The 25,052-nt window shown below is 52.9% G+C and carries 27 protein-coding genes; 13 read left to right on the top strand and 14 right to left on the bottom strand.

What is annotated here, in order from left to right; translation table 11 throughout:
- The first annotated feature begins 9 nt into the window (after nucleotides 1-9).
- The 9 genes from rsfS to lipA all read left to right on the top strand — a co-directional run bounded on the left by rsfS (nucleotide 10) and on the right by lipA (nucleotide 8,757).
- Nucleotides 10-327, top strand: a complete 318-nt coding sequence (rsfS, locus tag A6A26_RS10960) for a ribosome silencing factor (RefSeq protein WP_063878746.1) — start codon at nucleotides 10-12, stop codon at nucleotides 325-327.
- Between the two features lie 3 nt (nucleotides 328-330).
- Complete coding sequence (gene rlmH, locus A6A26_RS10955) at nucleotides 331-801, top strand: 23S rRNA (pseudouridine(1915)-N(3))-methyltransferase RlmH (protein WP_006118409.1); 471 nt, start codon at nucleotides 331-333, stop codon at nucleotides 799-801.
- A 34-nt stretch (nucleotides 802-835) separates the two neighbouring features.
- On the top strand, nucleotides 836-2,740 hold the full coding sequence (mrdA, locus tag A6A26_RS10950) for a peptidoglycan DD-transpeptidase MrdA (protein WP_063878745.1): 1,905 nt from the start codon (nucleotides 836-838) through the stop codon (nucleotides 2,738-2,740).
- 8 nt (nucleotides 2,741-2,748) lie between these two features.
- Nucleotides 2,749-3,861, top strand: a complete 1,113-nt coding sequence (gene mrdB / locus A6A26_RS10945; protein WP_063881129.1) for a peptidoglycan glycosyltransferase MrdB — start codon at nucleotides 2,749-2,751, stop codon at nucleotides 3,859-3,861.
- Nucleotides 3,862-3,871: 10 nt separating this feature from the next.
- Complete coding sequence (gene rlpA / locus A6A26_RS10940) at nucleotides 3,872-5,065, top strand: endolytic peptidoglycan transglycosylase RlpA (RefSeq protein WP_063878744.1); 1,194 nt, start codon at nucleotides 3,872-3,874, stop codon at nucleotides 5,063-5,065.
- Between the two features lie 131 nt (nucleotides 5,066-5,196).
- On the top strand, nucleotides 5,197-6,408 hold the full coding sequence (gene dacA, locus A6A26_RS10935) for a D-alanyl-D-alanine carboxypeptidase DacA (protein ID WP_063878743.1): 1,212 nt from the start codon (nucleotides 5,197-5,199) through the stop codon (nucleotides 6,406-6,408).
- Between the two features lie 100 nt (nucleotides 6,409-6,508).
- Complete coding sequence (gene ybeD / locus A6A26_RS10930; protein WP_006118404.1) at nucleotides 6,509-6,772, top strand: DUF493 family protein YbeD; 264 nt, start codon at nucleotides 6,509-6,511, stop codon at nucleotides 6,770-6,772.
- A gap of 191 nt (nucleotides 6,773-6,963) precedes the next feature.
- Entirely contained in the window at nucleotides 6,964-7,617 is a 654-nt protein-coding gene (gene lipB, locus A6A26_RS10925; protein ID WP_063878742.1) for a lipoyl(octanoyl) transferase LipB, read from the top strand.
- A 174-nt stretch (nucleotides 7,618-7,791) separates the two neighbouring features.
- Nucleotides 7,792-8,757 carry a lipoyl synthase gene (lipA, locus tag A6A26_RS10920; RefSeq protein WP_063878741.1) on the top strand — a complete coding sequence of 322 codons (966 nt, stop codon included), beginning with the start codon at nucleotides 7,792-7,794 and terminating at the stop codon, nucleotides 8,755-8,757.
- 113 nt (nucleotides 8,758-8,870) lie between these two features.
- Here lipA and tatE read toward each other — a convergent pair whose 3' ends face one another.
- From tatE to pagP, 5 genes are all read right to left on the bottom strand, one after another.
- The gene (tatE, locus tag A6A26_RS10915) at nucleotides 8,871-9,074 is read right to left on the bottom strand and encodes a twin-arginine translocase subunit TatE (RefSeq protein WP_063878740.1); all 204 of its coding nucleotides are present in this window, start codon (nucleotides 9,072-9,074) and stop codon (nucleotides 8,871-8,873) included.
- Nucleotides 9,075-9,213: 139 nt separating this feature from the next.
- Nucleotides 9,214-10,011: a deaminated glutathione amidase gene (locus A6A26_RS10910; protein WP_063878739.1), complete on the bottom strand. Its 798-nt coding sequence runs from the start codon at nucleotides 10,009-10,011 to the stop codon at nucleotides 9,214-9,216.
- A 57-nt stretch (nucleotides 10,012-10,068) separates the two neighbouring features.
- Nucleotides 10,069-10,500, bottom strand: coding sequence for a GNAT family N-acetyltransferase (locus tag A6A26_RS10905; RefSeq protein WP_063878738.1), 432 nt, complete (start codon nucleotides 10,498-10,500; stop codon nucleotides 10,069-10,071).
- 352 nt (nucleotides 10,501-10,852) lie between these two features.
- A complete protein-coding gene (cspE, locus tag A6A26_RS10900) occupies nucleotides 10,853-11,062 on the bottom strand; it encodes a transcription antiterminator/RNA stability regulator CspE (RefSeq protein ID WP_006118399.1) in 210 nt (69 codons plus the stop codon).
- 150 nt (nucleotides 11,063-11,212) lie between these two features.
- On the bottom strand, nucleotides 11,213-11,785 hold the full coding sequence (pagP, locus tag A6A26_RS10895; protein ID WP_063878737.1) for a lipid IV(A) palmitoyltransferase PagP: 573 nt from the start codon (nucleotides 11,783-11,785) through the stop codon (nucleotides 11,213-11,215).
- Between the two features lie 897 nt (nucleotides 11,786-12,682).
- Between pagP and A6A26_RS10890 the strand changes: the two genes are divergently transcribed.
- Nucleotides 12,683-12,928 carry a hypothetical protein gene (locus A6A26_RS10890; RefSeq protein ID WP_063878736.1) on the top strand — a complete coding sequence of 82 codons (246 nt, stop codon included), beginning with the start codon at nucleotides 12,683-12,685 and terminating at the stop codon, nucleotides 12,926-12,928.
- 50 nt (nucleotides 12,929-12,978) lie between these two features.
- On the opposite strand, the gene gntT is transcribed toward A6A26_RS10890, so the two are convergent.
- The gene (gntT, locus tag A6A26_RS10885; protein ID WP_063878735.1) at nucleotides 12,979-14,295 is read right to left on the bottom strand and encodes a gluconate transporter; all 1,317 of its coding nucleotides are present in this window, start codon (nucleotides 14,293-14,295) and stop codon (nucleotides 12,979-12,981) included.
- Nucleotides 14,296-14,585: 290 nt separating this feature from the next.
- On the opposite strand from gntT, the gene A6A26_RS10880 reads away from it, so the two are divergent.
- Nucleotides 14,586-15,734: an iron-containing alcohol dehydrogenase gene (locus A6A26_RS10880; protein ID WP_063878734.1), complete on the top strand. Its 1,149-nt coding sequence runs from the start codon at nucleotides 14,586-14,588 to the stop codon at nucleotides 15,732-15,734.
- A 66-nt stretch (nucleotides 15,735-15,800) separates the two neighbouring features.
- On the opposite strand, the gene A6A26_RS10875 is transcribed toward A6A26_RS10880, so the two are convergent.
- The 4 genes from A6A26_RS10875 to A6A26_RS10860 all read right to left on the bottom strand — a co-directional run bounded on the left by A6A26_RS10875 (nucleotide 15,801) and on the right by A6A26_RS10860 (nucleotide 20,384).
- Complete coding sequence (locus A6A26_RS10875) at nucleotides 15,801-16,631, bottom strand: Cof-type HAD-IIB family hydrolase (RefSeq protein ID WP_063878733.1); 831 nt, start codon at nucleotides 16,629-16,631, stop codon at nucleotides 15,801-15,803.
- A gap of 106 nt (nucleotides 16,632-16,737) precedes the next feature.
- Nucleotides 16,738-17,190 (bottom strand): RcnB family protein, encoded by a 453-nt coding sequence (locus A6A26_RS10870; protein ID WP_063878732.1) that lies wholly within the window; start codon nucleotides 17,188-17,190, stop codon nucleotides 16,738-16,740.
- 538 nt (nucleotides 17,191-17,728) lie between these two features.
- The gene (locus A6A26_RS10865; RefSeq protein WP_063878731.1) at nucleotides 17,729-18,823 is read right to left on the bottom strand and encodes an ABC transporter substrate-binding protein; all 1,095 of its coding nucleotides are present in this window, start codon (nucleotides 18,821-18,823) and stop codon (nucleotides 17,729-17,731) included.
- A 298-nt stretch (nucleotides 18,824-19,121) separates the two neighbouring features.
- Nucleotides 19,122-20,384 (bottom strand): acid phosphatase, encoded by a 1,263-nt coding sequence (locus A6A26_RS10860; RefSeq protein ID WP_063878730.1) that lies wholly within the window; start codon nucleotides 20,382-20,384, stop codon nucleotides 19,122-19,124.
- A gap of 395 nt (nucleotides 20,385-20,779) precedes the next feature.
- Here A6A26_RS10860 and A6A26_RS10855 point away from each other — a divergent pair, with 395 nt between their 5' ends.
- Nucleotides 20,780-22,003: an AI-2E family transporter gene (locus A6A26_RS10855; RefSeq protein WP_063878729.1), complete on the top strand. Its 1,224-nt coding sequence runs from the start codon at nucleotides 20,780-20,782 to the stop codon at nucleotides 22,001-22,003.
- 53 nt (nucleotides 22,004-22,056) lie between these two features.
- On the opposite strand, the gene A6A26_RS10850 is transcribed toward A6A26_RS10855, so the two are convergent.
- The 3 genes from A6A26_RS10850 to A6A26_RS10840 all read right to left on the bottom strand — a co-directional run bounded on the left by A6A26_RS10850 (nucleotide 22,057) and on the right by A6A26_RS10840 (nucleotide 23,241).
- Complete coding sequence (locus A6A26_RS10850) at nucleotides 22,057-22,374, bottom strand: hypothetical protein (RefSeq protein ID WP_013024991.1); 318 nt, start codon at nucleotides 22,372-22,374, stop codon at nucleotides 22,057-22,059.
- 140 nt (nucleotides 22,375-22,514) lie between these two features.
- A complete protein-coding gene (locus A6A26_RS10845) occupies nucleotides 22,515-22,952 on the bottom strand; it encodes a DUF4186 domain-containing protein (protein WP_063878728.1) in 438 nt (145 codons plus the stop codon).
- A 19-nt stretch (nucleotides 22,953-22,971) separates the two neighbouring features.
- Nucleotides 22,972-23,241, bottom strand: a complete 270-nt coding sequence (locus A6A26_RS10840) for a cupin domain-containing protein (protein ID WP_063878727.1) — start codon at nucleotides 23,239-23,241, stop codon at nucleotides 22,972-22,974.
- Nucleotides 23,242-23,421: 180 nt separating this feature from the next.
- Here A6A26_RS10840 and A6A26_RS10835 point away from each other — a divergent pair, with 180 nt between their 5' ends.
- Complete coding sequence (locus tag A6A26_RS10835) at nucleotides 23,422-24,315, top strand: lipid kinase (RefSeq protein WP_063878726.1); 894 nt, start codon at nucleotides 23,422-23,424, stop codon at nucleotides 24,313-24,315.
- Here the strand turns inward: A6A26_RS10835 and A6A26_RS10830 are convergent.
- On the bottom strand, nucleotides 24,312-25,037 hold the full coding sequence (locus A6A26_RS10830) for a YoaK family protein (protein ID WP_063878725.1): 726 nt from the start codon (nucleotides 25,035-25,037) through the stop codon (nucleotides 24,312-24,314). The genes A6A26_RS10835 and A6A26_RS10830 overlap by 4 nt on opposite strands.
- Nucleotides 25,038-25,052: the final 15 nt, after the last annotated feature.

The raw sequence follows: 25,052 nt of genomic DNA, 5'->3' as shown, positions 1-25,052 counted from the left end.
GGGAACCTTTTGCAAGGTAAAGCACTCCAAGAGTTCGTTGTTGATAAGATTGATGATTTGAAAGGTCAGGACATCGTTACCCTCGACGTACAGGGTAAATCGAGCATCACTGATTTCATGATCATCTGTACCGGTACCTCCACCCGTCACGTGACCTCTATCGCAGAACACGTCGAGCAGGAATCCCGTGCTGCCGGTCTGATGCCACTGGGCGTGGAAGGCAAAACGGCCGCCGATTGGGTCGTTGTGGATCTCGGTGAAGTGATTGTGCACGTGATGCAGGAAGAGAGCCGTCAGTTGTATGAACTGGAAAAGCTCTGGGGTTAAGCGGTGAAATTGCAGCTTGTTGCCGTCGGTACCAAAATGCCTGACTGGGTTCAGACCGGTTTTATGGAATACCTGCGTCGTTTTCCCAAAGACATGCCGTTTGAATTAACGGAAGTGCCTGCGGGTAAACGAGGGAAAAATGCCGACATCAAACGCATTCTGGAAAAGGAAGGCGAAGCGATGCTGGCAGCGACAGGTAAAGGCAACCGCATAGTGACGCTGGATATTCCCGGACAGCCCTGGGAAACCCCGCAGTTGGCGCAACAGCTGGAGCGCTGGAAGCAGGATGGACGTGATGTCAGCCTGCTGATTGGCGGCCCTGAAGGATTAGCGCCAGCCTGTAAAGCGGCGGCGGAACAGAGTTGGTCTCTCTCGGCGTTAACGTTGCCTCATCCGCTGGTGCGCGTGCTGGTTGCAGAGAGCCTTTATCGTGCATGGAGCATTACGACAAATCATCCTTATCATCGTGAATAACCGATAAGCTCACTCCAGACATTACAAGTAGCGGATGAAATTACAAAGCAACGCCTTTCGCGATTACAGCGCCGAACAAAAAGTCTTTGTCCGCAGGGCTTTTATCGCTTTTGTCGGCATCTTACTGCTCTCCTCCGTGCTGGTGGTCAATCTCTATCATCTGCAGATTCTCCGTTTCGACGACTACAGTACCCGGTCAAATGAAAACCGTATAAAGCTGGTGCCGGTTGCGCCCAGCCGCGGCATTATTTATGACCGTACCGGTACGCCACTGGCCCTGAACCGCACGATTTATCAGGCCGAACTGGTGCCGGAAAAGGTCGACGATCTCAAGCAAACGCTGCAAAATTTGCGCCCGGTGCTCGACCTCACCGATGACGATATTGAGGCGTTTGAAAAAGAGCGTAAGCGCTCACGTCGCTTTACCTCTATCCCGGTAAAAACCGGCCTTAATGAGGTGCAGGTTGCGCGCTTTGCCGTGAATCAGTACCGCTTCCCCGGCGTAGAAGTCAAAGGCTATCAGCGCCGCTACTATCCCTTTGGGCAAACCCTGACCCACGTTGTGGGCTACGTCTCGAAAATCAACGATCGGGATGTGGCGCGTCTGGATAAAGAAGGGAAATGGCCAAACTATGCGGCTACGCACGATATCGGTAAACTCGGTATCGAAGCCTATTACGAAGACCTGCTTCACGGTAAAACCGGTTATGAAGAGGTTGAGGTAAACAACCGTGGCCGGGTGATCCGTCAGTTGCATGAGCAATCCCCGCAGGCCGGGCGCGATATCTATCTGACGATTGATCTGAAACTGCAGCAGTACATTGAAACGCTGTTAGCCGGTAGCCGTGCCGCCGTGGTAGTGAGCGATCCCCGCACCGGGGAAATTCTGGCGATGGTGTCAACGCCCAGCTACGATCCGAACCTGTTCGTTGACGGCATCTCCAGCAAAGACTATCGCGGATTGCTGGAAGATGAGAACCGTCCGCTGTATAACCGCGCCATCCAGGCCGCCTATCCGCCTGCCTCAACGGTTAAACCTTATGTCGCCGTGTCCGCGCTCAGCGCTGGCGTCATCAATCGAAATACCAGCCTGTTCGATCCCGGCTGGTGGCAACTGCCCGGCTCCGAGAAGCGCTATCGTGACTGGAAAAAATGGGGCCACGGTCGTCTGAACGTCACCCGGTCGCTCGAAGAGTCTGCGGATACGTTCTTTTATCAGGTTGCCTATGACATGGGCATCGATCGTCTGTCCGAATGGATGACCAAATTCGGCTATGGATCGCGTACGGGGATTGATTTACCGCAGGAAAGTGCGGGCAATATGCCGACGCGCGACTGGAAGATGCGCCGCTTTAAAAAGCCCTGGTATCAGGGCGATACCATTCCTGTCGGTATCGGTCAGGGCTACTGGACGGCAACACCGCTGCAGATGAATAAAGCGATGATGATTCTCATCAATGACGGGGTTATCAAAGTGCCGCATATGCTGCGCGCTACCCGCGAGGGCCGCACCCTGGTGCCTTACCGTCAGCCCCCTTCCCAACCGATTGGTGACATCCATTCAGGCTATTGGGAAATTGCCAAAGACGGCATGTATGGCGTTGCCAATCGCCCTAACGGTACGGCCCACAAAAGCTTTGCCGATGCGCCTTACAAAATTGCCGCCAAATCAGGTACGGCTCAGGTCTTTGGCCTGAAAGAGAACGAAACCTATAACGCGCATAAAATCGCAGAACGCCTGCGTGACCATAAGCTGATGACCGCATTTGCGCCATATGATAAACCGCGTGTTGCCGTGACGATGATTCTGGAAAACGGTGGGGCCGGACCGGCCGTGGGTACGGTAATGCGTCAGATACTGGATCACATAATGTTAGGTGACAATAATACTGTCCTGCCAGATGCGGCTCCTACACCGCCAGGCTATGAAGGTGAATAATCATGTCGATGAATGACAGCCCGCAGAAGCGGACAATCTGGATGCGCATGCACATTGATCCGCTCTTTATGCTGATTATCCTCGCGCTGCTGACCTTTAGCGCCATTGTTATCTGGAGTGCCAGCGGCCAGGACCCCGGTATGATGGAGCGTAAGCTGGGTCAGATCGCCATGGGATTGGTTATCATGCTGGTGCTGGCACAGGTTCCGCCCCGGGTGTACGAAGGCTGGGCCCCCTATTTGTATATTGTCTGTGTCATCCTGCTCGTTGCCGTGGATGCCTTTGGGCAAATCAGTAAAGGCGCCCAGCGTTGGCTGGATTTGGGTTTTGTCCGCTTTCAGCCCTCTGAAATTGCCAAAATCGCGGTTCCCTTGATGGTGGCCCGCTTTATCAACCGCGACGTGTGCCCGCCGACGTTAAAAAACACCGCAATTGCGCTGGTGCTGATCTTTCTTCCTACCCTGTTAGTCGCGGCGCAGCCTGACCTTGGTACCTCTATTCTGGTGGCGGCATCGGGTTTGTTTGTGCTCTTCCTGTCCGGGATGAGCTGGAAACTGATTGGTATCGCCGTACTGCTGGTTGCAGCCTTTATTCCCATTCTGTGGTTCTTCCTGATGCATGATTATCAGCGCGACCGCGTGATGATGCTGCTCGATCCCGAGACCGATCCGCTTGGCGCGGGTTATCACATCATTCAGTCGAAAATTGCCATCGGCTCTGGCGGCTTGCGCGGTAAGGGCTGGTTGCATGGAACCCAGTCACAGCTTGAGTTCTTACCGGAACGCCATACCGACTTTATTTTTGCCGTGCTGGCTGAAGAGCTGGGACTGGTAGGCGTACTGGTGCTGCTGGTGCTGTATCTGCTGTTAATTATGCGCGGACTGATTGTGGCTGCCCGCGCACAGACGACCTTTGGCCGCGTGATGGCCGGGGGGTTAATGTTGATTTTATTCGTCTATGTTTTCGTTAACATTGGCATGGTTAGTGGTATCTTACCGGTGGTTGGCGTTCCGCTGCCGCTGGTCAGTTACGGCGGATCGGCGCTTATTGTACTTATGGCAGGATTTGGCATCGTCATGTCGATCCACACACACCGAAAAATGTTATCTAAAAGTGTTTAAGAGGTCGCAGATGCGTAAGGACTGGCTTGGCGTTGTATTGGCTTCATTGGTTTTAGCTGCATGTTCTACCCAGGAACCGCAACAACAAAGTGCGCCACCCCAGCCTGCCTATAACGGCCCGGTGGTTGAAATTCCTGGCGTTGAGCCTCGTTACGAGCCGGTCAATCCGTCGACCAATCAGGACTACAGCGTCAACGGTAAAAACTACCGCATCATTAAAAATCCGGCCAACTATAGCGAAGTGGGTCTGGCTACCTGGTACGGTGAAGAAGCGCAGGGTAATCGCACTGCGACGGGGGAAACCTTTGATCCCGATGCCCTGACCGCCGCCCACCCGACGCTTCCTCTGCCAAGCTATGTGCGCGTCACTAACCTGGCAAACGGACGTCAGATTGTCGTGCGCGTTAACGATCGCGGCCCTTATACGCCGGGGCGCATTATCGATCTGTCTCGTGCCGCGGGTGACCGCCTGAACATCTCCAATAATTCCCGCGTGCGCGTTGATTACATCAGCGTCGCGCCAGACGGCACGCTCTCCGGTCCCGGCACCATCGGCACCGTGGTCGCCAAACAGAGCTATGCCCTGCCTTCGCGTCCCGATTTGAACGGCCCGGTCATGAGCAGCCCACCCGTGATGAACGGTAACGGTGGTGGTAGCCAGCCGATGATGAACGGTAGCAGCCAGCCAGTGATGAGCGGTGGCAGTCAGCAGCAGACAGCGCCGACGACTGAACCCGATGCGCAGGATGTCTCGCCGGTGAGCAATGCCACTCTGCAAAGTCATGATGCCATGGGCGCACCAGTGCAGAGCGGCGGTTTTCTGGGTGCCCCGCAGCCGTTAGCGAGCGGCGTGCTGGAAGGTAGCGAGCCTGCCGCCAGCGCACCTGCTGCAGCGGCTCCGGCAGCCGCAGCACCGATTGCGGCCAGTGCCGCGACCTCTCACCCGGCACCCGCGACTCAGGGCGGATCATCGCTTTCAGGCTATGTGGTTCAGGTCAGTGCCATCAATGATGCTGCACGTGCCCGGCAGTTGCTCGCCAGTCTGCGCCAGCGCTTCGGTGTCCCCGGTGCAGTGGAAAATGCAGGCAATGTCTACCGCGTACAACTTGGTGGTTATAAAACCCGTGCTGAAGCCGTTGCTTTACAGCAACGCCTGAGCAGTGAAGGCCAGAGCGCGGCCTTCGTTACCACAGCAGGCCGTTAACCGACAGGGATGCTCTGATTGGTAACGTCTGCTAACAACCCAGTCATTAAGCCGGATGCCTGTAAATCAGGCATTTGTTATGATGAGTGACTTTTTTAAACCCTAAACCCATGGATGTTGTCGTCCCACACATGAACACGCTGAAACCTTCTCGTTTGTTAAAACGCCTGACAGTGGGATCACTGATCGCTTTCTCTCTCAGCCATGTTGCTATCGCTGATGATGTTAATCTCAAGACCATGATTCCGGGCGTACCGGACATTGATGCCGAAGCCTACGTTCTTATCGACTACAACTCAGGAAAAGTGCTGGCAGAGAAAAACGCGGACGCCCGTCGCGACCCAGCAAGCCTGACGAAGATGATGACCAGCTACGTTATCGGTCAGGCAGTGAAAGCCGGAAAAATCCATCAGGACGACATCGTTACTGTGGGTCAGGATGCGTGGGCAACCGGCAATCCGGTGTTCAAGGGTTCATCGTTAATGTTCCTGAAACCAGGCGACCGCGTACCGGTTTCTCAGCTCACCCGTGGCATCGTATTGCAGTCTGGTAACGATGCCTGCGTAGCGATGGCGGACTATGTCGCCGGCAGCCAGGATGCTTTTGTTGGCCTGATGAACAACTACGTCAAAGCGCTGGGTCTGCAAAACACCCATTTCCAGACGGTTCATGGTCTGGATGCGGAAGGACAGTACAGCTCGGCACGTGACATGGCGCTGATCGGCCAGGCGCTGATCCGTGATGTGCCGGAAGAGTACGCGGTTTATAAAGAGAAAGAGTTTACCTTTAACAATATCCGTCAGATGAACCGTAACGGTCTGCTGTGGGATACCAGTTTGACGGTCGATGGCATCAAAACCGGCCATACCGCGGCAGCAGGTTATAACCTGGTCGCCTCGGCGACAGAAGGCCAGATGCGTCTGATCTCAGCGGTGATGGGCGGACATACCTATAAAGGCCGCGAAACCGAAAGTAAAAAGCTGCTGACCTGGGGCTTCCGCTTCTTTGAAACCGTCGCGCCGCTGAAAGCCGGAAAAGAGTTTGCTTCTGAACCGGTATGGTTTGGTAACAGCGATCGCGTACAGTTGGGCGTCGAGAAAGATGCTTACCTGACGATTCCGCGCGGCCGCATGAAAGATCTGAAAGCCAGCTATGTGCTGACCAATACTGAACTGCATGCACCGCTGAAGAAAAATCAGGTGGTAGGCAGTATCAATTTCCAACTGGATGGCAAAACGATCGATCAGCGTCCTCTGGTGGTGCTGAACGAAGTTTCTGAAGGCGGTTTCTTCAGCCGTATCGTTGACTACATCAAACTGATGTTCCATCACTGGTTCGGTTAATGGCGCAGGGCGGTTGAAAAACCGCCACCTTGCCCCCATTACAGGTTAATATGATGCTCCCGCTTCGGCGGGAGCCTGTTTTTTATGTACCGGAGTGATTATGAAAACCAAACTGAATGAACTGCTCGAATTCCCTACCCCGTTTACCTACAAAGTGATGGGGCTGGCACAGCCGGAGCTGGTTGATTTGGTGCTTGAGGTAGTGCAACGCCATGCACCCGGCGATTACAGCCCAGAAGTGAAACCCAGCAGTAAAGGTAACTATCACTCGGTCAACGTCACGATCAACGCCACCCATATCGAACAGGTTGAAACCCTGTATGAAGAACTGGGCAAAATCGAAATCGTGCGGATGGTGCTGTAACCTCCTCAAAAAAGGGTAAACGGGTCAGGCTGCGGATAACGCACTGACCCGTTTTTATTGGCTGGCGATATGCCAGCACCGATCCCACCCTCAATCTCTCTGCGCCGCGATAACCGCCTCATCGCGAAGGCGTTTAACTTCAGCGCCGCCAGCGTTATACTCAGCCTCTCGCCTTTTAACGGATACTCGTTTTGTCAGCTGACACGCTTCTTATTCGCCAGTTTGGTTTATGTGACTGGCAATCGACCTCAGACGCCATGCACCACTATACCGACCAGCGCACTGCCGAAAGCCGGGATGAAGTCTGGCTGGTTGAACATTACCCGGTATTTACTCAGGGCCAGGCAGGAAAAGCCGAGCACCTGCTGATGCCCGGCGATATTCCGGTGGTACAGAGCGACAGAGGCGGCCAGGTGACCTACCACGGCCCCGGACAACAGGTTATGTACGTACTGATTGATGTTAAACGCCGCAAAACCGGTGTGCGTCAGTTGGTTACCGCCTTAGAGGAAACCGTGATTGCCGTGCTGGCGCGCTTTGGCGTGGCTGCCCGAGCCCGTCCCGATGCGCCTGGCGTCTATGTGGGTGACGAGAAAATCTGCTCGCTGGGACTGCGTATTCGTAAGGGCTGTTCTTTTCACGGACTGGCGTTAAACGTGGCGATGGACTTGTCACCTTTTTTACGTATCAATCCTTGTGGCTATGCCGGAATGAACATGACGCAGTTGCAACACTTTCGGCCTGAGGTCACGCTCGCCGATGTCCAGCCGTTGCTGGCGGAGACGTTTGCCCAGCAGTTGGGTTATCAACAGGTCGAATGGCACCCGGTTAAGACCACGGACTGAATTAACTGTGAATGCGTATTTACAAATATGTAACTTATCGGCTCTGTCTTTGGCTGCTTCCTGGTCGATGAGATGATATAATTTTTGCACTTTTTTCAAATAAAGTTGAAAGCCGCCTTCTCGGGTTGAGTGAGACAGCTTTCAAATCGCAATCCGACCGGAACCTGCTGATTTATGAGTAAACCAATTCAGATGGAACGCGGCGTCAAATATCGTGACGCAGACAAAATGGCGCTGATCCCGGTGAAAACTGTGGCTGTCGACCGGCAAGAGATTTTACGCAAGCCGGAGTGGATGAAAATCAAACTGCCTGCGGACTCCAGTCGTATTCAGGGCATAAAAGCGGCAATGCGTAAAAACGGACTCCACTCCGTTTGTGAAGAAGCCTCCTGCCCTAACCTTGCCGAATGTTTTAACCACGGTACGGCAACCTTTATGATCCTGGGCGCAATCTGTACCCGTCGCTGCCCGTTCTGCGATGTTGCACACGGTCGTCCTAACGCGCCTGATGCGAACGAGCCGGGTAAACTCGCCCAGACCATCGCCGATATGGCCCTGCGCTATGTCGTTATCACCTCGGTGGATCGTGACGATCTGCGTGATGGCGGCGCGCAGCATTTTGCCGACTGTATCACCGCTATCCGGGAAAAAAGCCCCAGCATTAAAATTGAAACCCTGGTGCCTGACTTCCGTGGTCGTATGGATCGTGCGCTTGAGATTCTGACTGCAACCCCGCCGGATGTGTTTAACCACAACCTTGAAAACGTGCCGCGCGTGTATCGCCAGGTGCGCCCGGGCGCAAACTATGAATGGTCGCTGAAACTGCTGGAGCGCTTTAAAGAAGCCCATCCAGAAGTGCCGACGAAATCCGGTTTGATGGTAGGTCTGGGTGAAACCAACGCTGAAATCGTTGAGGTGATGCGCGACCTGCGTCGTCACGGTGTGACGATGTTAACGCTGGGTCAGTATCTGCAGCCCAGCCGTCACCATCTGCCCGTTCAGCGCTATGTCAGTCCAGCGGAATTCGATGAGATGAAAGAAGAGGCAATGGCGATGGGCTTTACTCATGCGGCCTGTGGTCCTTTTGTCCGCTCGTCTTACCACGCCGATATGCAGGCAAAAGGCCTGGAAGTCAAATAGCGTTCGCTCACCCCGCCGTCATTAAAAAACAAAAAAACCAGATTGTCCGCAATCTGGTTTTTTTTACTGCGGTCAGAAATAAAAATTAACACTTTTCTAAAACTGACGTGGCATTAGTCTTTGTGAGAAACGCGTTCTGCAGGTGTTTCTTCCGCTGTGGTGCGTGCTGCACTGGAATCTTCGTCTTTCATGGCCTTTTTAAAGCCTTTGATTGCAGAGCCCAGATCGCCACCCAGAGAACGTAACTTATTGGTGCCGAAAAGCAGTACGATAAGCGCACCGATAATCAGCAGCTTGGCAATACTGATACCTTCCATATTTAACCTTTATAATCTGGCGAATAACGGTAACCCCTATTTAGGCGCAGTTTAGCCCTAACCTCAAGCGTAATCTGTAACAGAGTAAGATCGCGGTGGCCCTCCTTCAGGTCCCAGGCCCCGTCCTGCCGAATAACGCTTAGCGCGACGCATCCAGTTCAGGCCGACTAAACCGGCGGTTATCCAGCACCGGTAACATTGCGCGTGCCGTAGCGATTCTTTGCGGGTCAAGCTCGGCGAAGATCAGTGCGTGAGACTCGGCCGCACGGCTTATTGGCACACCCAGCGGATCAACCACCATGCTGTTGCCAATATTACGCGTCCCGCACTCTCCAACGGCGACCACATAACAGGTATTTTCCAGCGCACGCGTGCGGGTAAGTAAATCCCAGTGCATCTCTTTTAACGGCCCTTTGACCCAGGCTGAAGGTAAGACCAGCACGTCGGCACCATCCAGCACAAGCCGCCGTGCCAGCTCAGGGAAACGCACATCGTAACAGGTCATCAGTCCTACTTTCATGCCCGCCACGTCCACCAGAGGTGGAACCTGTTCACCCGCTTCAACCCGCGTTGATTCCTGCATGGCAAAGGCATCATAGAGATGCAGCTTGCGATACTCTGCCACGAGCTTCCCGTCGCGAATCACCACCAGCACGTTGAAGACTTTATGGTTATTACCTGGTACATGCATTCCCAGGACCGTCGTCAGTCTGGTGCCCTTACTGGCGACCAGCAATTGCGACAGGAATGGTCCATCCAGCGGCTGTGCGGCTTCCAGAATTAAATCGGGGTTTGTGATGTCACTGGCCAGCACCGCCTCAGGCAGGACTAACAGGTCGGCATCAGCACGGCTGGCCTGATCCATCATGCTCAGGCAGGTTGTGGCGTTTTCCTGCCATTCACGCTTAACTGCAAATTGCCCTAGCGCGACTTTCATTATCCCTTCTCCAGCGACGCCGTGTCGCTCTGTGAGCCCAATGGTGAGCCTGTCATCTTACAGAGGCTGTAATGCTTTCACATGATAGCGTGGCGATTCAACATAACCTTCACGGCCATAAAACTGGTTTGCTTTGAGGCGCGAGGCATGACAGTGCACTTCCATGCGATCACAGCCGTGCTGAGCCGCCAGCGCTTCTGCGTGCTGCAGGAGTTTCTGTCCGACGCCTTTGCTACGCTCACCTTCGGCAATGCACACGTAGCTGATGCGAGCAAAATCACCCGCCAGCGCCAGCTGAGGAATAAAATGGAGAGAGATAAATCCCAGCACCTGATTGCCGTGCTCTGCAACCAGCAGCTTCTCATTCGGATCGGTCATCAGTTGAGCAAGACGTTGCTCAATAAAATGCTCTGTACCGCCATAACCAAGTTCACTTAACAACGCGCTCAACACGAAGCTGTCCTTCGCCTGAGCTGGACGAATATTCATCCTGTCACCTCTTTATCTGCGATGCGGAGAGTCAGTTATAACCCGAGACGCCGTAAAATGCTGCTCCTGCGAGTTGTTATGATTATGTTACGGGGATTATCTGTGACTCGCTCCGCAGTTTGCCAGTCGTTGTAGTGCTGCAGAATGGGCCTGAGTCCGATGTAGCAGTAGAACCAGGTGCGGCCCGGGTTAACGCGAGAACGTGATGATGCGAGGGAAAGTGCGGTGGGATAAGAGCGAAGCCATTGTGTAAGTGTTCCGCATAAAGCCGGGCTGAAAACCAACGGTGTGGTTGCGTGCAGCCATAAAAAAACCCGCCAGAAGGCGGGTTTTTAGAATTCTGACTGTTAACTTACAGACTGATAACGTTAGCAGCAGATGGGCCTTTTGCGCCGTCAGTGATTTCAAACTCTACACGCTGACCTTCAGCCAGAGTTTTGAAGCCATTGCTCTGGATCGCAGAGAAATGTACGAATACATCTTTGCTGCCATCTTCAGGAGTAATGAAACCGAATCCTTTAGATTCATTAAACCACTTAACGTTACCTTTAATCTTAGACATCTATATTACCTTTACATGAAAAATGGACACTAAACTGTGTCGCCATCTAGTACAGCAATTGCTGAGGGTTTTGTCCAGCCTGAATTGATGAAAAAGTGATAAATATCGCTATTATTTTCCCTTTAGTGACTTATTCAGGGGTTCTGAGGCTTAAAACTGCCAGCGCAGCCAGGCAAAATACACGTTACCGTTGTTGTAAGTACCTGGAATATAAGTCATTTGAAAATTAACTGGCCCATAACCTATGGATGCTAACGGCAATAAAGCCGGCACAGGATAGTATCCCCAGTTATTCCTCGCCGTGATGCCAGCGGTAAAGCCCAAACCATAGTGAAAATTCTGATCCGCCAGTGGTCGCCAGGTTGCTTCCCAGCCATAGCCGCCAAAGGGTTCCCACTTGTTAAAGGAATCTTTAAACGCCATCAGGTAAAGGCCGTGCCAGTTACCTTTCTCATCGTAACGTGAAACCCCACCACCCGCTCCCCAGGGACGTTCGTTATATCTGTGGATATGCTCATCATCATACGTCCAGCGGTTATGCCAGGTGATGGCGGGCACATAAACATCAATGGAGTCAGGCTGTTGCCAGGTTTGCTGGACATTATCAGTGAAAGTGTCCCAGCCCGATTTTATCTGCTGGGTCAGCATGACCGCCTGGAGAGAAAATGAAAAAAATAGCGCCAGTAAGGGCGCTGATAAGCGTGCGATAAAAGACCTGTTCACTTCGGTATTACCTTTATTGTATTGGCTAAATCCAGCGTTCCATACTGAAAACAACAACGTAAAAACCCGCCTGCAGCAGAGAGAGCGAAACCCTTCTGGCGGCTGTTCGGCATGCCGTTATGCTCAACGAGCTAAAGCGTGAGGGATTTTAAAACAGGGAAGATGAACCAGAGCCAAACAACCAGCAATTGCCACATTCTCGCTAAATGAGGTGATTATCCTGCCTTTATTAAACGCCACCGATTACCCGCTGCGCCCGCTAAAAAACAAAAAACGGGCGCAATCGGCGCACGAATAAACGCCGTTTAATCACTCGATTAATAAAGAAATAATTAATAGTTTGGGATGTAAATTATTGCATCAGGGACAAACCTGCCTAGACCAGCGTGACGGGCAAAGACGCCAGAGAGATAGCGATGAAGGTAGAACTTACAGGCTTACAGGCTTACAGGCTTACAGGCTTACAGGCTTACAGGCTTACAGGGAAGAGGATAAATAGCGCGGCTTGATGCGACAAAGGTGGTCAGAAAGGATTTGGGCACCGTTGAGGTGCCCATAGAATCAGAAAATCAGTTTAAATACCCCTGTCAGGGTCAGTAGTCCCACGATAAAAATAATGGCGATAATCCACAGAATTATTTTCATTTCCTCTCCCTTACCTAAAAAAACATTCCCATAACAGTATAGGCAAGATTTGAGGCTGTGCTTTTTGCTTATTGCGATCTCATCTATCGAAGCAACATTCAGCTTTAATGGTTATTTTCTGTGAGAAGCATCGCATAGCAGGTTTTTACCTGCCTTGCCGCTTCGTTTTGCGGATTAATCCTGGCTAAAATTTATGCGGACAGGACAGCTCGACGGTTTTGACACTAAAAATGCAAAGCAGGGAGAGACCTTATGAGTAGCATAAATACCAGTATGGGCCGCTATAGCCTCAAGGCAAAATACAGCGGTGATCAAATCAAAGGTTTTTTCGCCATCAATGATGAAGGCGGCACGCAACTTACCCGACAGGAGTTTGCGGTGCACTATCTTGACGATGTCGTTAATAACGTGATTTATCCGGTGACCGGCGGTAACCGTGAAATTGCCCGCGCATTGCGAGAACAGATGGTAAAAGCGGGATTTGAAGATTCAGATTAACAGTACGGGCCGCCGGTCCTGCGCGGCCCTACTGCTTTATGCAGGCACCCTTACACCACGTAGGAAAGCAGTAAGCATCCCACCAAACCACATACCGAAATAATGGTTTCCAGTGCCGACCATGACCGAATAGTTTCGCCAATCGTCAGGTTGAAATACTCTTTAAACAACCAGAAACCGGGGTCATTCACGTGTGAAAAAATCACGCTGCCAGAACCCACAGCGATCACCATTAACTCCGGGCTCGCCCCGCTGGTTGCAATTAACGGAGCCACAATCCCCCCTGCGGTAATCGCCGCCACGGTTGCAGAACCCAGGGCAATGCGCAGCACGGCAGCAATAGACCAGGCCATAAACAGCGGCGACAGATTGGTGGCATGCATCATATTGGCAATGTATTTATCCACGCCGCTGTCTACCAGAACCTGCTTGAAGGCACCGCCGCCACCGATAATCAGCAGCATCATCGCGATAATTTTGATGGAGTCGCTTAGCGTATCCATCACCTGTTCCATGCTGCGTCCACGGTTCAGACCAAAAGTGAAAATCGCAATCAGCACGGCAATCAGCGTCGCCATAATGGGATCGCCAAAGAACTCGGCATAAGGCAACAACGCATGGCCTTTGGGCAGCACCATTTCGGCTACCGCACGCAGCGCCATCAGGACGACGGGAACAAGGGATGTCCAGACGCTGACGCCAAAGCTGGGCATTTCCGCTTCGCTAAACGTTTTGGGGTTATAAAGCCCTTCTGGAATAGGTTTATCAATTCCTTTCAGGAAACGTGCATAAACTGGCCCGGCGAGAATCACCGTTGGGATGCCCAGTAAGGTTCCAAACAGCAGTGTTTTGCCCATATCGGCATTAAACAGTGTGGCAATCGCCGTGGGGCCGGGATGAGGCGGGAGAAAACCATGGGTCACGGACAATGCCGCCGCCATAGGAACGCCGACAAACAGTAGCGGTACGCGTGCCGATGCGGCAACGCTGAAGACCAGCGGCAGCATCAAGACAAAGCCCACTTCATAGAACAGGGCAAAACCCACAATAAATCCAGTCAGCACCAGTGCCCATTGGATGTGCCTTGTGCCGAACTTGTCGATCAGCGTGGTCGCGATACGTTGCGCGCCACCGCAGTCGGCCAGTAACTTACCGAGCATTGCGCCAAAGCCCATAATCAGCGCCAGGCCGCCCAGCGTCCCACCGACGCCATTTTTAATCGAAAGAATCACTTTGTTGACCGGCATGCCCTGCATGACGCCAACTGCCAGAGCGACTAAAATCAGCGCGATAAAGCCATTGAGTTTAAAGCGAATCATCAGCAGTAACAGTAATGCCACGCCAATCGCCACATAGAGTAATGGCATAATTTTTCTCCACCTGATGCCCTGAATTGTTTCAGTGCCGCTTTGTTATCGTGGTCCCTGAGGACATGTAAAACCGGGGTTCTGCAAAAGTAGTAACATTTTGACAACCCCTGTTACCGATAACATGTTAAGGGTAACATCCTTGTTAAAGCATCACCCCACCGTGGATGAATTTGCGTTTTGCGAAGGCGATCAACTTTTCCTCTCTACGGAATAAGAAAGTTTCGCGGGGCCGATCGCCGGCTTTTGGTTACACTCAGATTTTAGCGAAGATATAAAAGGATGCGCTGGTGAGTGAGAATCTGAGTGAGCTGTACAGCAATCAACAAACCTTTTTTGGCCGGGGAAGCCTCAATAAGCTGATTCCCCTGCTGGCTGCCCAACCCCAGGCTACCCTGCTCTTTTGCGGTCGTTCATTTTTACAGGGTGAAGCTTACGCCCGGCTCAAATCCACGCTCAACGATCATATTGTCGGTTATGAGATTGTGAATAACGAAGCCTCACCTGGCGATATTGATGCCTGGGTCGCGCGCTGGCGTGGTCATGTTGACAGAGTCGTGGCGGTGGGCGGTGGCAGCGTTCTGGATGCCGCTAAGGCTTTTAGCGCCATGATTCAGCATCCGTTACCGACAGCACGCTATCTGGAAAAGGTCGGAGATACGGCGGTCAGTGCCATCACATTGCCCCTGATTGCGGTCCCTACCACGGCGGGCACCGGCAGTGAAGTTACGCAAAACGCCGTCGTTACGGATCAGCGGGATATTCAGATCAAAGCGTCGCTGCGTCATCCGGTATTTGTGCCACAGGTCGCCATCCTCGATCCCGACTTGCTGAAAGGCGCCCCCGATAAGGTGCTGGCTACCTGCGGAATCGACGCATTTACCCACCTGTTCGAAGCCTATCTGTCCAACAAGGGCAACCTCTTCACCCGCCAGTTAGCCCTCACCGGATTGCGTCAGTTCATTCAGGGCTGGCCTGCGCAAAACCAGCAAGATGAGGCTGGCGATCGCGCGCGTGAGGCGATGATGATGGCGTCCTGGCTGGGCGGGATCAGCCTGAGCAGCGCGGGGCTGGGCGTCATTCACGGGATTGCGGGCGAACTGGGCGCGATTAAGCCCTTCCACCACGGCGAAGTATGCGGAAGACTGCTCTTTACGTTTCTGGATCATCTGGCAGACAGTCAGCACCCGCAACAGTGTCAGTTGATGGCCGACATGCATCAACAGCTTTTTGACGCGCACACCGATTCTCCGGCGCACTACCTGAAAGCCTGGCTACAGCGCTCAGCCATTACGGCTTTCTGGCAGGACGGTCCAGCGCTCAGCCCGTCAGACATCGACTGGGTACTGGCCCGGGCTAACAGTAAAAACAGCCTGGTGAGTTACAGCAAAGATGAAATGCGCGACATGATGGTTCGTGCCTGGCCGGTTAGCGCATAGTCCTTGTGCGGGCTTATCCACCGCCCGCACAGTTAACTCCCGGTATTTGTAGCCTGGTGCCCGTCACTATGCCGGCGTAAAAGGCGGTTCGCCTGCCAGCATCTGCTCAATGACCTGTAACACACCTTCATCATTGTTGGCAGGTGCCAGGAAACGCGCGGTCTCTTTTACCCGCTGCGGGGCATTGCTCATGGCGAAACTGAAGCCGGACTGCTCCAGCATCTCCAGATCGTTGCCGCCGTCACCGAATGCCAGTACCCGATCGTGAGAAATGCCCCAGCGCTGCGCCAGCAGGTTCAGGCCGTTTGCTTTGTGCTGACCAGGAACGATTAAATCTACCGAACCGTGACCGCTGGAGGTGGCCGCCGCAGCGCCTTGATGCAGGCGCTGAATATCTGCCATCAGGGGTTCGACATAATCGTCTGACAGATTAAGCGCAAACTTAAGTATCTTGTCCCCGGCAACCTCATCAAGAGAACGAATGGGTCGGAGGCGATGGCAATAATGTCGCATCTTGACCAGCCACTTCTCATCCATTCCTTCAAAATAATAGGCGCTGTCACGCCCGCAAAGCAGATAGCGCAGGTCGGGATAGTGACCATTCTTTAACGTATCCAGTACCGCATCTATGTCATCACGCGTAAACGCGCCACAGAACAGCTCCTCATCACGATCGATAATTAATGCGCCGTTTTCTGCCACAAAGGCGATCTCGCTGGCGATTTCAGGAAAAAACGATCGGAGTTGGTGATACTGGTTACCACTGGCAACGACAAATTTGATATTTCGCTGAGTGAGCTGGTGGTAACAGGCGAGGAAACGCGAGCGGTTGTACTGTTTTTTGTCATCCAGAAATGTGCCATCCATATCAACAGCCACCATCTTAACCGTGGTCATCAGAACTCCTTAGCCGGTGAACGTTCAGAATTTACTGTCAGAATAGCCTGGTAACGGGCAACAGGGTGCACAAAAAAAAGGGATGGCCGATGCCATCCCTGTGTCTCTACTGAAAGGCGTTATTCAGTATCAGTGAGGTAATAATGCCGGTTGCGGCGGCAATCAGCACATAGTTACCGTCAATGTCGGCCCAGTGCTGGCCCGGAGGCGGTTCTCTCAGGCCGCGCTCACGCCAGTCGTCAATACGGTAATCCTCGCCACAATATTCCCGTGGAGCCGGGCCGCCACGGCGGAACTCATGACCACGCCAGGCAAAACGATCCGGGTGATAATCACGGCGCACATCGGGCGGTGGCGGTCCGCCAGGTCCTGGCCGACGGCCGGGAGGCCCATCGCGATCGAGGCCGGGCGGGCCGTCGCCGTCGGGACCTCGACCGGGGTGATGCCACGGCCCGTCGGGTCCACCTGGGCCGCCTGGCCCTTGTGCCAGAGCGGAACTGCTGTACATCGTGCTGTATGCTAAAAGGGCGATAATCAAACCAGATTTTATTTTTTTCATGGTACTGCCTCCAGTGGTAACGGCGCTTACGCACCGTTACCACTACTATTGTCTCGGCAGAAAAAAATAAGAATCACCAAAACTCTTAAAAGTCAGCGCCAGTAAACCAGCGCGGTCTGGTCTTCATCCTTTCGGCAGGCATACAGTAAACCGCGTGAAACAGAGATACAGTACGGATGACATAACAGACTGCGGGTATTAAGGGAATCAGGGCAGGCGTGACATAAAAACTAATAAAAAATAAAGCCCCGATCCGCAGATCGGGAAGTCGTCTTTAAAACCAGTTAACTGGAAAATGCCCCTTAACATGCATCAGGGAAAAGCAAAGCAGACAACACCACATCACCAGTGTCGCGATGAAATAATAACGCTTCGTTAGTGACAGTTCGATGAAAAATGGCACGCTTATTTTTAACAAAGCGCTTTATCGTTAAGAAAAATAACCCAGTGCAGATGACTGACAGACAAGCTAAAGCGGTTAAGACCGTGGTCTGCGCCATCAAGGTCAGGCGTCATTCGCGCCTGACCTTGATGAGAATTACGGGTAACTCAACAGCACAGGCGCGTCCGGTAATTTTGTAAACTGCCGGATGATCTGATGGTAATCCGCAACCGGATCGAGCTGACTAAACTGTTTTGGGTAGAGATCTTTGGCCAGAATCTCCATCCCGATAATGTTGTAAGGATGGTTATAAAAGTGGTGATAAATACCGTACGTGCGTCCCTGTTTGACCGGCTCTATTTGCGACAAGCCGGTGCGCTTTAATAAAGTCGTAAAGGTTGCCGCCACGTCTTTCCTGTCCGCCCCGTAACCAAATGGCAGCACATTGCTGTTTGGACGTTTTGAGCCGGTCATGATGTAAACATCCGGTTTCATGGCGATGATTTTTTCCAGGGAAACAAAGCCAGCGTTACCCGGCAGCAACGCTGATCCGATATTTTTGCCGCCTACCGCTTCAACCAGTCCACCCCAACCGCTATGGCTATGGGTAAAGCAGCAACTGTCGCTGTTACCGGCTATCGGTTCAATAAAGACGGTGGGTTTGGTTTTTACCTGGTCAATGCCCTTCTGCAGCTTCTGCCAGTGCTGCTGATAAAAATCGGTGTAAGCCTTCGCCTCGGCTTCGCGGTTCAGCACTTTACCCAGCAGAGTAATCCCGGGCACGGTGTTTTCTTTAGGATGCAGTTCGTAGTCAACAAACACGACCGGGATATTCAGGCTTTTGAGCGTGGTCAGAACACCAGACTGCATAAGAGCAGGTTTAGCACGTAACTGCGCAATCATCATGTCCGGCTTCTTAGCCAGCACGCTTTCAAGATTTACCTGCCCCTGGTCGTTGAACCCCATATCCACAATGTTTTCAGCCTGTGGCCAGGTTTTCTTCAGAAGCGCCCAGGTTTGCGTGTCCTGTTTTTTGGGCAGGTTGTTCCATGCCACAACACGTTTAAAAGGATCGTTACGATCCAGCAGCGCCAGCGCCATGATATCTCGCCCATCCTGTAAAATGATGTGCTGAGGCTCTTTCTGCAGCGTAATAGTTTGCCCATCCACATCCGTTACGGTCAGAGGATAGGTGGTCGCCGAGCAAACCGCTGACGCCAGCAACGTTGCTGCAAAAATACCGAATTTCATGTTTGTTAACCCTGTTAAGAAATAAGAATTATTCTCGTTAACTTTAACATGCTAATTCGTAACAAATATAAACCTTTGTTTAATGAATACGTCTGAGCCCTCGCCTCAGCTTGAGACCGCCTCGGCTAAAGACAGGAGGGCGCGCCAGAAGCGTCGACTATCAGACCTTGAGGAGCGAATAGAAAATAGCAGAAATGGCAATCAGGCCCGCGACCACCACAATTCTGGTGCCAGGCATGATGCCAACCCAGGCGACGCTGTCAGCGAGACGGGCGAGATGTCCCGCCCGTTTTTTTTATCAGTGTGACTTAGCCTGTGCATAGGCCGCGTCCAGATCCAGTCGCTGCCAGAACGCCTGGTCCGCCCCCGGTCCAGCCAGTGGATAACCGGCGGATAACGCACTTTTCACCATCAGCTCACGTCGCTGCTTTGCCGACAGCTGCGGCAACGCCGTTTCCAGCAATACTTCTGCGCCATCCGGCACCGTGAATCTGGCTTTGTTGTCTGCCAGCTTCGGCAGGTTATAGCTCATCGTGAAGCGATAAAACGGCTTCATGCTGCCTGTGCCGTAGGGATCATCACGACCGGCGGGTTTTGCGCACGCCGCTAAGGTTGTTCCACACTCTTTTTCCAGCGCGCTGCGCAGTTGCTGGCGGGCATCATTGAATAACGCGCGATAAGCGGCATCGTTCAGATAATGTGCAACGTTATATTGTGCCACCATGCGTGAACCCATTACATCGAGCGGATAGTGCACACCCAGAACCAGTCGCGAATAGCCGTAGCGTGCGCCGCGCTGGAGTAAGGCTTCAAACCGCTCCGGGACCATCTCGGCTAACAACAACGCATCGGTATAACCCGTATTGGTGTGTCCGCTGGGGAACGAACCGCCATCGGCCGTATAGGGATGATTGTCTTTGATCACCGTATCATCCGGCACCAGATGAATCGTATTGCCTGTGTGCAGGAAAGGACGCGGATAGTTAAAGTGTTTTTTCGCCGCACCGGTGCTGACTTCACTGGCTTTGATCAGGGCTGCCGCCTTGTTAATCTCGCCTTTATCATAGGCCGCCAGAAAGGCTTTACCTAAACGAGGTCCCAATGCGTCGGCAAGGAAATAGAGGTAGCTGATTCCTTCTGCGTCTGCCAGCGCCTGATGGCGTTCGCCCTGGGTTGCATTGAGGTTAATTGATGTGACCGTGGCCCGATTGGCCTCCAGAACCTTATCCGGCAGCGTGCTGAATCCTGACAACAGCGCAATGCCCGCCTTCTGCAACGCATCACTCTGGAAATCATAACCACTGGCTTTTAGCCACTGATAGTCGGCAATGCTGTCACTCTGCTTAGCCTGCTTAAGCTGATCGCGACTGAGCGCTGGCGCGCCCTTTTGTATCGCCGCCCGCTCTGCGGTCAGCGCCTGTAATTCAAGTGCGTTAAATGCCGGACTGGACGATCCCTGTGACGTTTGATTCGCCAGTGCACTGGCCTCGGACAACGTCATTGCCTGTGCCTGTTGCGCCACCAGCAGTGCGACCGCAATCAGGGTGAATTTCATTTTCATTATTATTCCTTTGGTCTCTGATTATCTCTGATCTTGCCGGATTTCACGCTAGCATTGCCGTATGACAGTTTTATTTCAGCCGTTCCGCCAGGGGTTTACTCTGGGTTTACTTTATTCCACAAATAAACCGCCGATCGTTGGCGGCAAAAACGGCCGAACCCGCTACGCTAAGGTAGGACGGGCAGATGTTATCAACAGATAACAAGGTATTACCTGACTGTGGTATTAAAGGGCCTGCTTATGGCATCGGGCGCTTTGCCGCAGAAATGCCGTCTGGCGATGATTAAAAACAGAATTGATCGTTGATTACCGATGCAACATTCATACACTCTCGGGTTGCGAATGCCCGCATCGGCATGCGTGCTTATCAAGGGATGTTTACATGAGGTTATCCAATGCGCTTTAAAGGACTTACTGTCGGGTTTTTCCTTCTGATTTTGGCAATGACTACCGTTGCCTTTTTCGAGGTATTATCGCCCTACTTCTCTGCCATTTTGTGGGCAGCGGTGCTGGCTGTGATCTTCCATCCGCTTAAAACGTTTTTGCGTGGCAAGCTGGGCGATCGTAACGGTCTTGCCGCGCTGCTGACGCTGTTTTGCATCTGCCTCATCGTCTTTACCCCGTTAGCGATCATCGCCTCATCGATGGTAGTGGAGGTGAACACGGTTTATCACAAACTGCAGACCAACTCCGCCCAGTTCCCTGTCGTCTTCGCCGATCTGTTACAGCATTTACCGGGCTGGGCCAAACACTACCTGGCTGAAAATAACCTGGACAATGCCACGCAGATTCAGCAAAAGCTGTCGGCATTTGCCCTTAAAGGTGGTCAGTACCTGGCGGGCAGCGCGTTTATCATCGGTAAAGGCACGTTCAGCTTTACCGTTGGCTTCGGTATCATGCTTTACCTGCTGTTCTTCCTGCTGAAGGATGGTTCCTATCTGGTGCATCTGATTCTGGAAGCGCTACCGCTGTCCACCTACGTTAAACATCATCTGTTTATGAAGTTTGCCGCCGTATCGCGTGCAACCGTCAAAGGCACGGTAGTCGTTGGCGTGGTACAGGGGATTCTGGGCGGTCTGGCCTTCTGGTTTACCGGCATTGACGGCAGTCTGCTGTGGGGTGCATTGATGGGCTTCCTGTCACTGGTTCCTGCCGTTGGTTCCGCCATCATCTGGGTGCCGGCCACGATCTTCTTCTTCGCCACCGGTGCACTGTGGAAAGGCTTGTTCCTCGTCGGCTTCTTTGTGGTGATTGTCGGCCTGGTGGATAACATCCTGCGCCCGTTGCTGGTAGGCAAAGACACCAAAATGCCCGACTACATGATTTTGATTACGACGCTGGGCGGCATGGAAATCTATGGGATCAATGGCTTTGTGATTGGTCCGGTGATTGCCGCCCTGTTTATTGCCTGCTGGAATCTGCTGTCCGGACGCGATAACCGTGAAAACATCGAAGAGATCGATGAAGAGTTTATCGAAGAAGGGAAAAAACAGTCTGATACCGCACAACAGGACGCGGCAGATGCAGAAACCGCGAAGGCTGAGTCATTAGTTGCTAAAACGGAAGCCGCAAAGGCCAGGTCATCAGAGCCGAAAACGCTGCCGGCCCAGCCAGAATAAAAACAGGTCATAAAAAAACCCACCAACGGTGGGTTTTTTCATAGTAAAGCGGCTTAGTTAGTCGCTTTATTTTTCAGGTCTTCAGCACCCTGCTTGGTTTTATCCCAGCCTTTCTCGGTGCCTTCTTTCGTTTTGTGCCAGCCTTTCTGGGTGCTTTCAGAGATTTTGCTGGAGGTCGAGTTACTCTTACCTTCCGCAGCGTGCTCAGACTTCAGCTTCAGCTCTTCGCCTTTGTGCTCAGTCTGATGCAGTTTTTCTTTCGCGGTATCTGCGCCTTTATGCGCTTCAGCGACAGTTTCATCCGTTGTGGTAGCAGCGAAAACTGGCGAGGCCAGTAAAACAGCAGACAGTGCAATAATTGCTTTCTTCATCGTAATTCCCTCTTGTGTGAAATTTGTCGTCTTACGTGATTATCCTGGCACAGGAGACCAAAGAACGATTTAAGAATAGACCTGAAATGAAATATGGCTAACCTGACTGGTTAAAAGTCCATCAGCCAGATAATCTTTTTCTACCAGAAGTCCAGTTGCGGGCTGTCCGGCAAACACGATGTTGTGTTTGCCCTGGTTTTGCGCGCACGCGGTGCCGGAGCAGGTTGCGTCATGGCCCTGTGTATCCAGTGCATGATCACCGCCACCACGTAAGCCTGTTGTTTATCGTCCAGCGCCTGATGCTGGGCAATACCGTGCCATTTCGCCAGACAGCCACGACAGCAGGTCGCCGTGGCATGCTGAGCGATAAAAACCGGATGCCCGCGCATCGGCGTTTGCTTGCCGTCGTTGTGGGGAGCCATAGCAGAGAGTCGTTGCTGAACAAACGCAGCCGCATGCGCCGCCACATCGGCTTCGCCCTTTGTCAGGCAGTAATCATATTCATTCCGCCCCAGACGGAAGCGCTGACGGAAAGGGGATTGGGCTAATCGCTGAAAAAGCGCGTCGAAAGTCTTCATCACAGGCTCATCGACCGGATCAGCTTTTTCTGCCTGACAGATAGCGAACACCCCGATCACCAAACGTCTCGCGGTGCGGCTGCCCTGCCTGCAGATGAAAGACATCGCCTTCCCGATAGGTGGCAGCCTGATTTTCTGTGTACAGGGTGATATCACCACTCAGGATCAGTGCCATTGCCTCAAACGGATGCTCATGGTGATCCAGTTCGCTGTTTGCCCCCCGCTCTACCATCACCGGCTCTGCAAAGCCTTTTTCTGCCAACAGGCTTCTAAATTGTTGTTCTGTCATCGTTGCTCCCATGAGTCGTGCCGTTTCTGGCAGTGTAGACAACCTCGACCCAGTTTGTCAGGTTCCCCCTGCCGTCCTGCACTTACGTAAAGTAGCGCAAGCAAGGTTGTAACGGATAATCCCGCATGTTTACTTTCTGGTTACTTCATCATTATTACTTCATCAAAAAATGGACGAAGCATGTCGCAAAGGGTAAAGACAGCGTTACTTTTGATCAACCAACGCTCACGTAAAGGTCGTATTGATGCCACGCGCGCCACGCAGTTGCTGCAGCAATCCGGTTTTACCCTGCTGCAACCCGATCCTGACGACAGCCGCAGCTACACCGAGCTTATCATCGCGTATGCCCATCGTGTTGAGCTGGTGATCGTCGGCGGGGGCGACGGCACATTAAATGCCGCAGCTTTAGGCCTGTTGCAAACCGGTTTACCTCTGGGCATTTTACCCCTGGGCACCGCCAACGATTTTGCCCGTACGCTCGGGATTCCGCCTCAACTGGAGCAGGCTGTCAGCATCATCAGCCAGGGACAGACCCGTTTTGTTGACCTGGGCGAGGTAAACGATCACCTGTTCCTGAACGTATCCAGCATTGGTTTCTCGGCGGAGCTGGCGCGCAATCTCACCGCCCAGGCCAAAAAGCGTTGGGGCGTTCTGGGCGATGCCTTTGCCGCACTGCGTATTCTGCGGCAAAGCCGGCCCTTTAGGGCGACCTTACATCATGAGGGAGAGGCTATCGCGATCAAAACCGTGCAGGTTTCAGTTGGCAACGGCCGTTTCTATGGCGGCGGTATGACCGTTGAGCAAAGCGCGGCACCGGATGACGGGCTACTGGATGTTTACAGCCTTGAACTGAAAAGAAGCTGGCATTTGCTGGCGCTGTTCCCCGCTCTGCGTCGCGGGACACATGGCCGCTGGCGTAACGTTCGCGCCTTTAGCACCACGGCACTGACGCTGCATACACGCCGTCCGCACTCTATTAATGCCGATGGCGAGATTATTGGGCAAACGCCTGCCCACTTTCGCCTTATCAATAATGCGCTTAAGGTGCTGACTCCCGAACACCGGCATCCTTAACGGGCCACATCAGCAGGCTGAGGCTTGAGCATGGCGGCCAGCGCCAGGCCCATCAGCCCCAGACCGATCAGCACCAGAAAATAGTAGTTCAGCGCATGCCAGAGCCAGATGCCCGCCACACCGCCCGCCAGAAAAGCAAGAATGGTATAGGTATGCAGACGCAGGCGCTCCAGATAGAGCGGCGCATCTTTGGGGGATTCTTTGCGCCGTAGCACATCGAACAGCATGGCGAGTTCGATACCGATATCTGTGGAGGTGCCGGATACGTGCGTAGTCCTGACGCGCGCATTGGAGATGCGCGTGACGACCGCATTTTGAAGCCCCATTAAAAAACTCAGGCTCAGGATAAGCAGGACGCCTGACGCGGCAATGGGGAAGCGGGCTTCAATCACGCCCAGCGCCACCAACGCAATGCCCTCTATCAGGATATTCACCGCGTAAATCGTGCGAATTTTGCGTCTGCGCCCGGCATTGATAATCATTGTGGAAACGAGCGCCCCCACAATGAACATACAAAGGATAAACAAGAAAAAGAGGCCGCTGTGGAGGTTTGCCTTCGCCAGAAAATCGGACAGCGAAGAGACATTGCCGGTCATATTGGCGGAAAAGAATCCCACAATTTCAAATGCTGCGGTGTTTAACGCGCCCGCCACGGCGGCAAGGGTGCAGGCGAGACGGCTGTCAGCGATATACGTCCGTTCGGTTTCCGTGCTGATTAGCATAATGCCCACTCTGCA

The organism is Pantoea sp. OXWO6B1, from assembly GCF_001641135.1.
Lineage (GTDB): Bacteria > Pseudomonadota > Gammaproteobacteria > Enterobacterales > Enterobacteriaceae > Pantoea > Pantoea allii.
Note: the sequence above shows the minus strand (reverse complement) of the source record. Positions and strands in the feature narration are given on the sequence as shown.

Excerpts from the sequence above, each read along its gene's own strand:
- mrdA (WP_063878745.1), top strand. The coding sequence starts at position 836 with ATGAAATTACAAAGCAACGCCTTTCGCGATTACAGCGCCGAACAAAAA.
- mrdB (WP_063881129.1), top strand. The coding sequence starts at position 2,749 with ATGAATGACAGCCCGCAGAAGCGGACAATCTGGATGCGCATGCACATT.
- rlpA (WP_063878744.1), top strand. The coding sequence starts at position 3,872 with ATGCGTAAGGACTGGCTTGGCGTTGTATTGGCTTCATTGGTTTTAGCT.
- dacA (WP_063878743.1), top strand. The coding sequence starts at position 5,197 with ATGAACACGCTGAAACCTTCTCGTTTGTTAAAACGCCTGACAGTGGGA.
- ybeD (WP_006118404.1), top strand. The coding sequence starts at position 6,509 with ATGAAAACCAAACTGAATGAACTGCTCGAATTCCCTACCCCGTTTACC.
- lipA (WP_063878741.1), top strand. The coding sequence starts at position 7,792 with ATGAGTAAACCAATTCAGATGGAACGCGGCGTCAAATATCGTGACGCA.
- tatE (WP_063878740.1), bottom strand. The coding sequence starts at position 9,074 with ATGGAAGGTATCAGTATTGCCAAGCTGCTGATTATCGGTGCGCTTATC.
- A6A26_RS10910 (WP_063878739.1), bottom strand. The coding sequence starts at position 10,011 with ATGAAAGTCGCGCTAGGGCAATTTGCAGTTAAGCGTGAATGGCAGGAA.
- A6A26_RS10905 (WP_063878738.1), bottom strand. The coding sequence starts at position 10,500 with ATGAATATTCGTCCAGCTCAGGCGAAGGACAGCTTCGTGTTGAGCGCG.
- cspE (WP_006118399.1), bottom strand. The coding sequence starts at position 11,062 with ATGTCTAAGATTAAAGGTAACGTTAAGTGGTTTAATGAATCTAAAGGA.
- A6A26_RS10890 (WP_063878736.1), top strand. The coding sequence starts at position 12,683 with ATGAGTAGCATAAATACCAGTATGGGCCGCTATAGCCTCAAGGCAAAA.
- gntT (WP_063878735.1), bottom strand. The coding sequence starts at position 14,295 with ATGCCATTACTCTATGTGGCGATTGGCGTGGCATTACTGTTACTGCTG.
- A6A26_RS10875 (WP_063878733.1), bottom strand. The coding sequence starts at position 16,631 with ATGACCACGGTTAAGATGGTGGCTGTTGATATGGATGGCACATTTCTG.
- A6A26_RS10870 (WP_063878732.1), bottom strand. The coding sequence starts at position 17,190 with ATGAAAAAAATAAAATCTGGTTTGATTATCGCCCTTTTAGCATACAGC.
- A6A26_RS10865 (WP_063878731.1), bottom strand. The coding sequence starts at position 18,823 with ATGAAATTCGGTATTTTTGCAGCAACGTTGCTGGCGTCAGCGGTTTGC.
- A6A26_RS10860 (WP_063878730.1), bottom strand. The coding sequence starts at position 20,384 with ATGAAAATGAAATTCACCCTGATTGCGGTCGCACTGCTGGTGGCGCAA.
- A6A26_RS10855 (WP_063878729.1), top strand. The coding sequence starts at position 20,780 with ATGCGCTTTAAAGGACTTACTGTCGGGTTTTTCCTTCTGATTTTGGCA.
- A6A26_RS10850 (WP_013024991.1), bottom strand. The coding sequence starts at position 22,374 with ATGAAGAAAGCAATTATTGCACTGTCTGCTGTTTTACTGGCCTCGCCA.
- A6A26_RS10845 (WP_063878728.1), bottom strand. The coding sequence starts at position 22,952 with ATGAAGACTTTCGACGCGCTTTTTCAGCGATTAGCCCAATCCCCTTTC.
- A6A26_RS10840 (WP_063878727.1), bottom strand. The coding sequence starts at position 23,241 with ATGACAGAACAACAATTTAGAAGCCTGTTGGCAGAAAAAGGCTTTGCA.
- A6A26_RS10835 (WP_063878726.1), top strand. The coding sequence starts at position 23,422 with ATGTCGCAAAGGGTAAAGACAGCGTTACTTTTGATCAACCAACGCTCA.
- A6A26_RS10830 (WP_063878725.1), bottom strand. The coding sequence starts at position 25,037 with ATGCTAATCAGCACGGAAACCGAACGGACGTATATCGCTGACAGCCGT.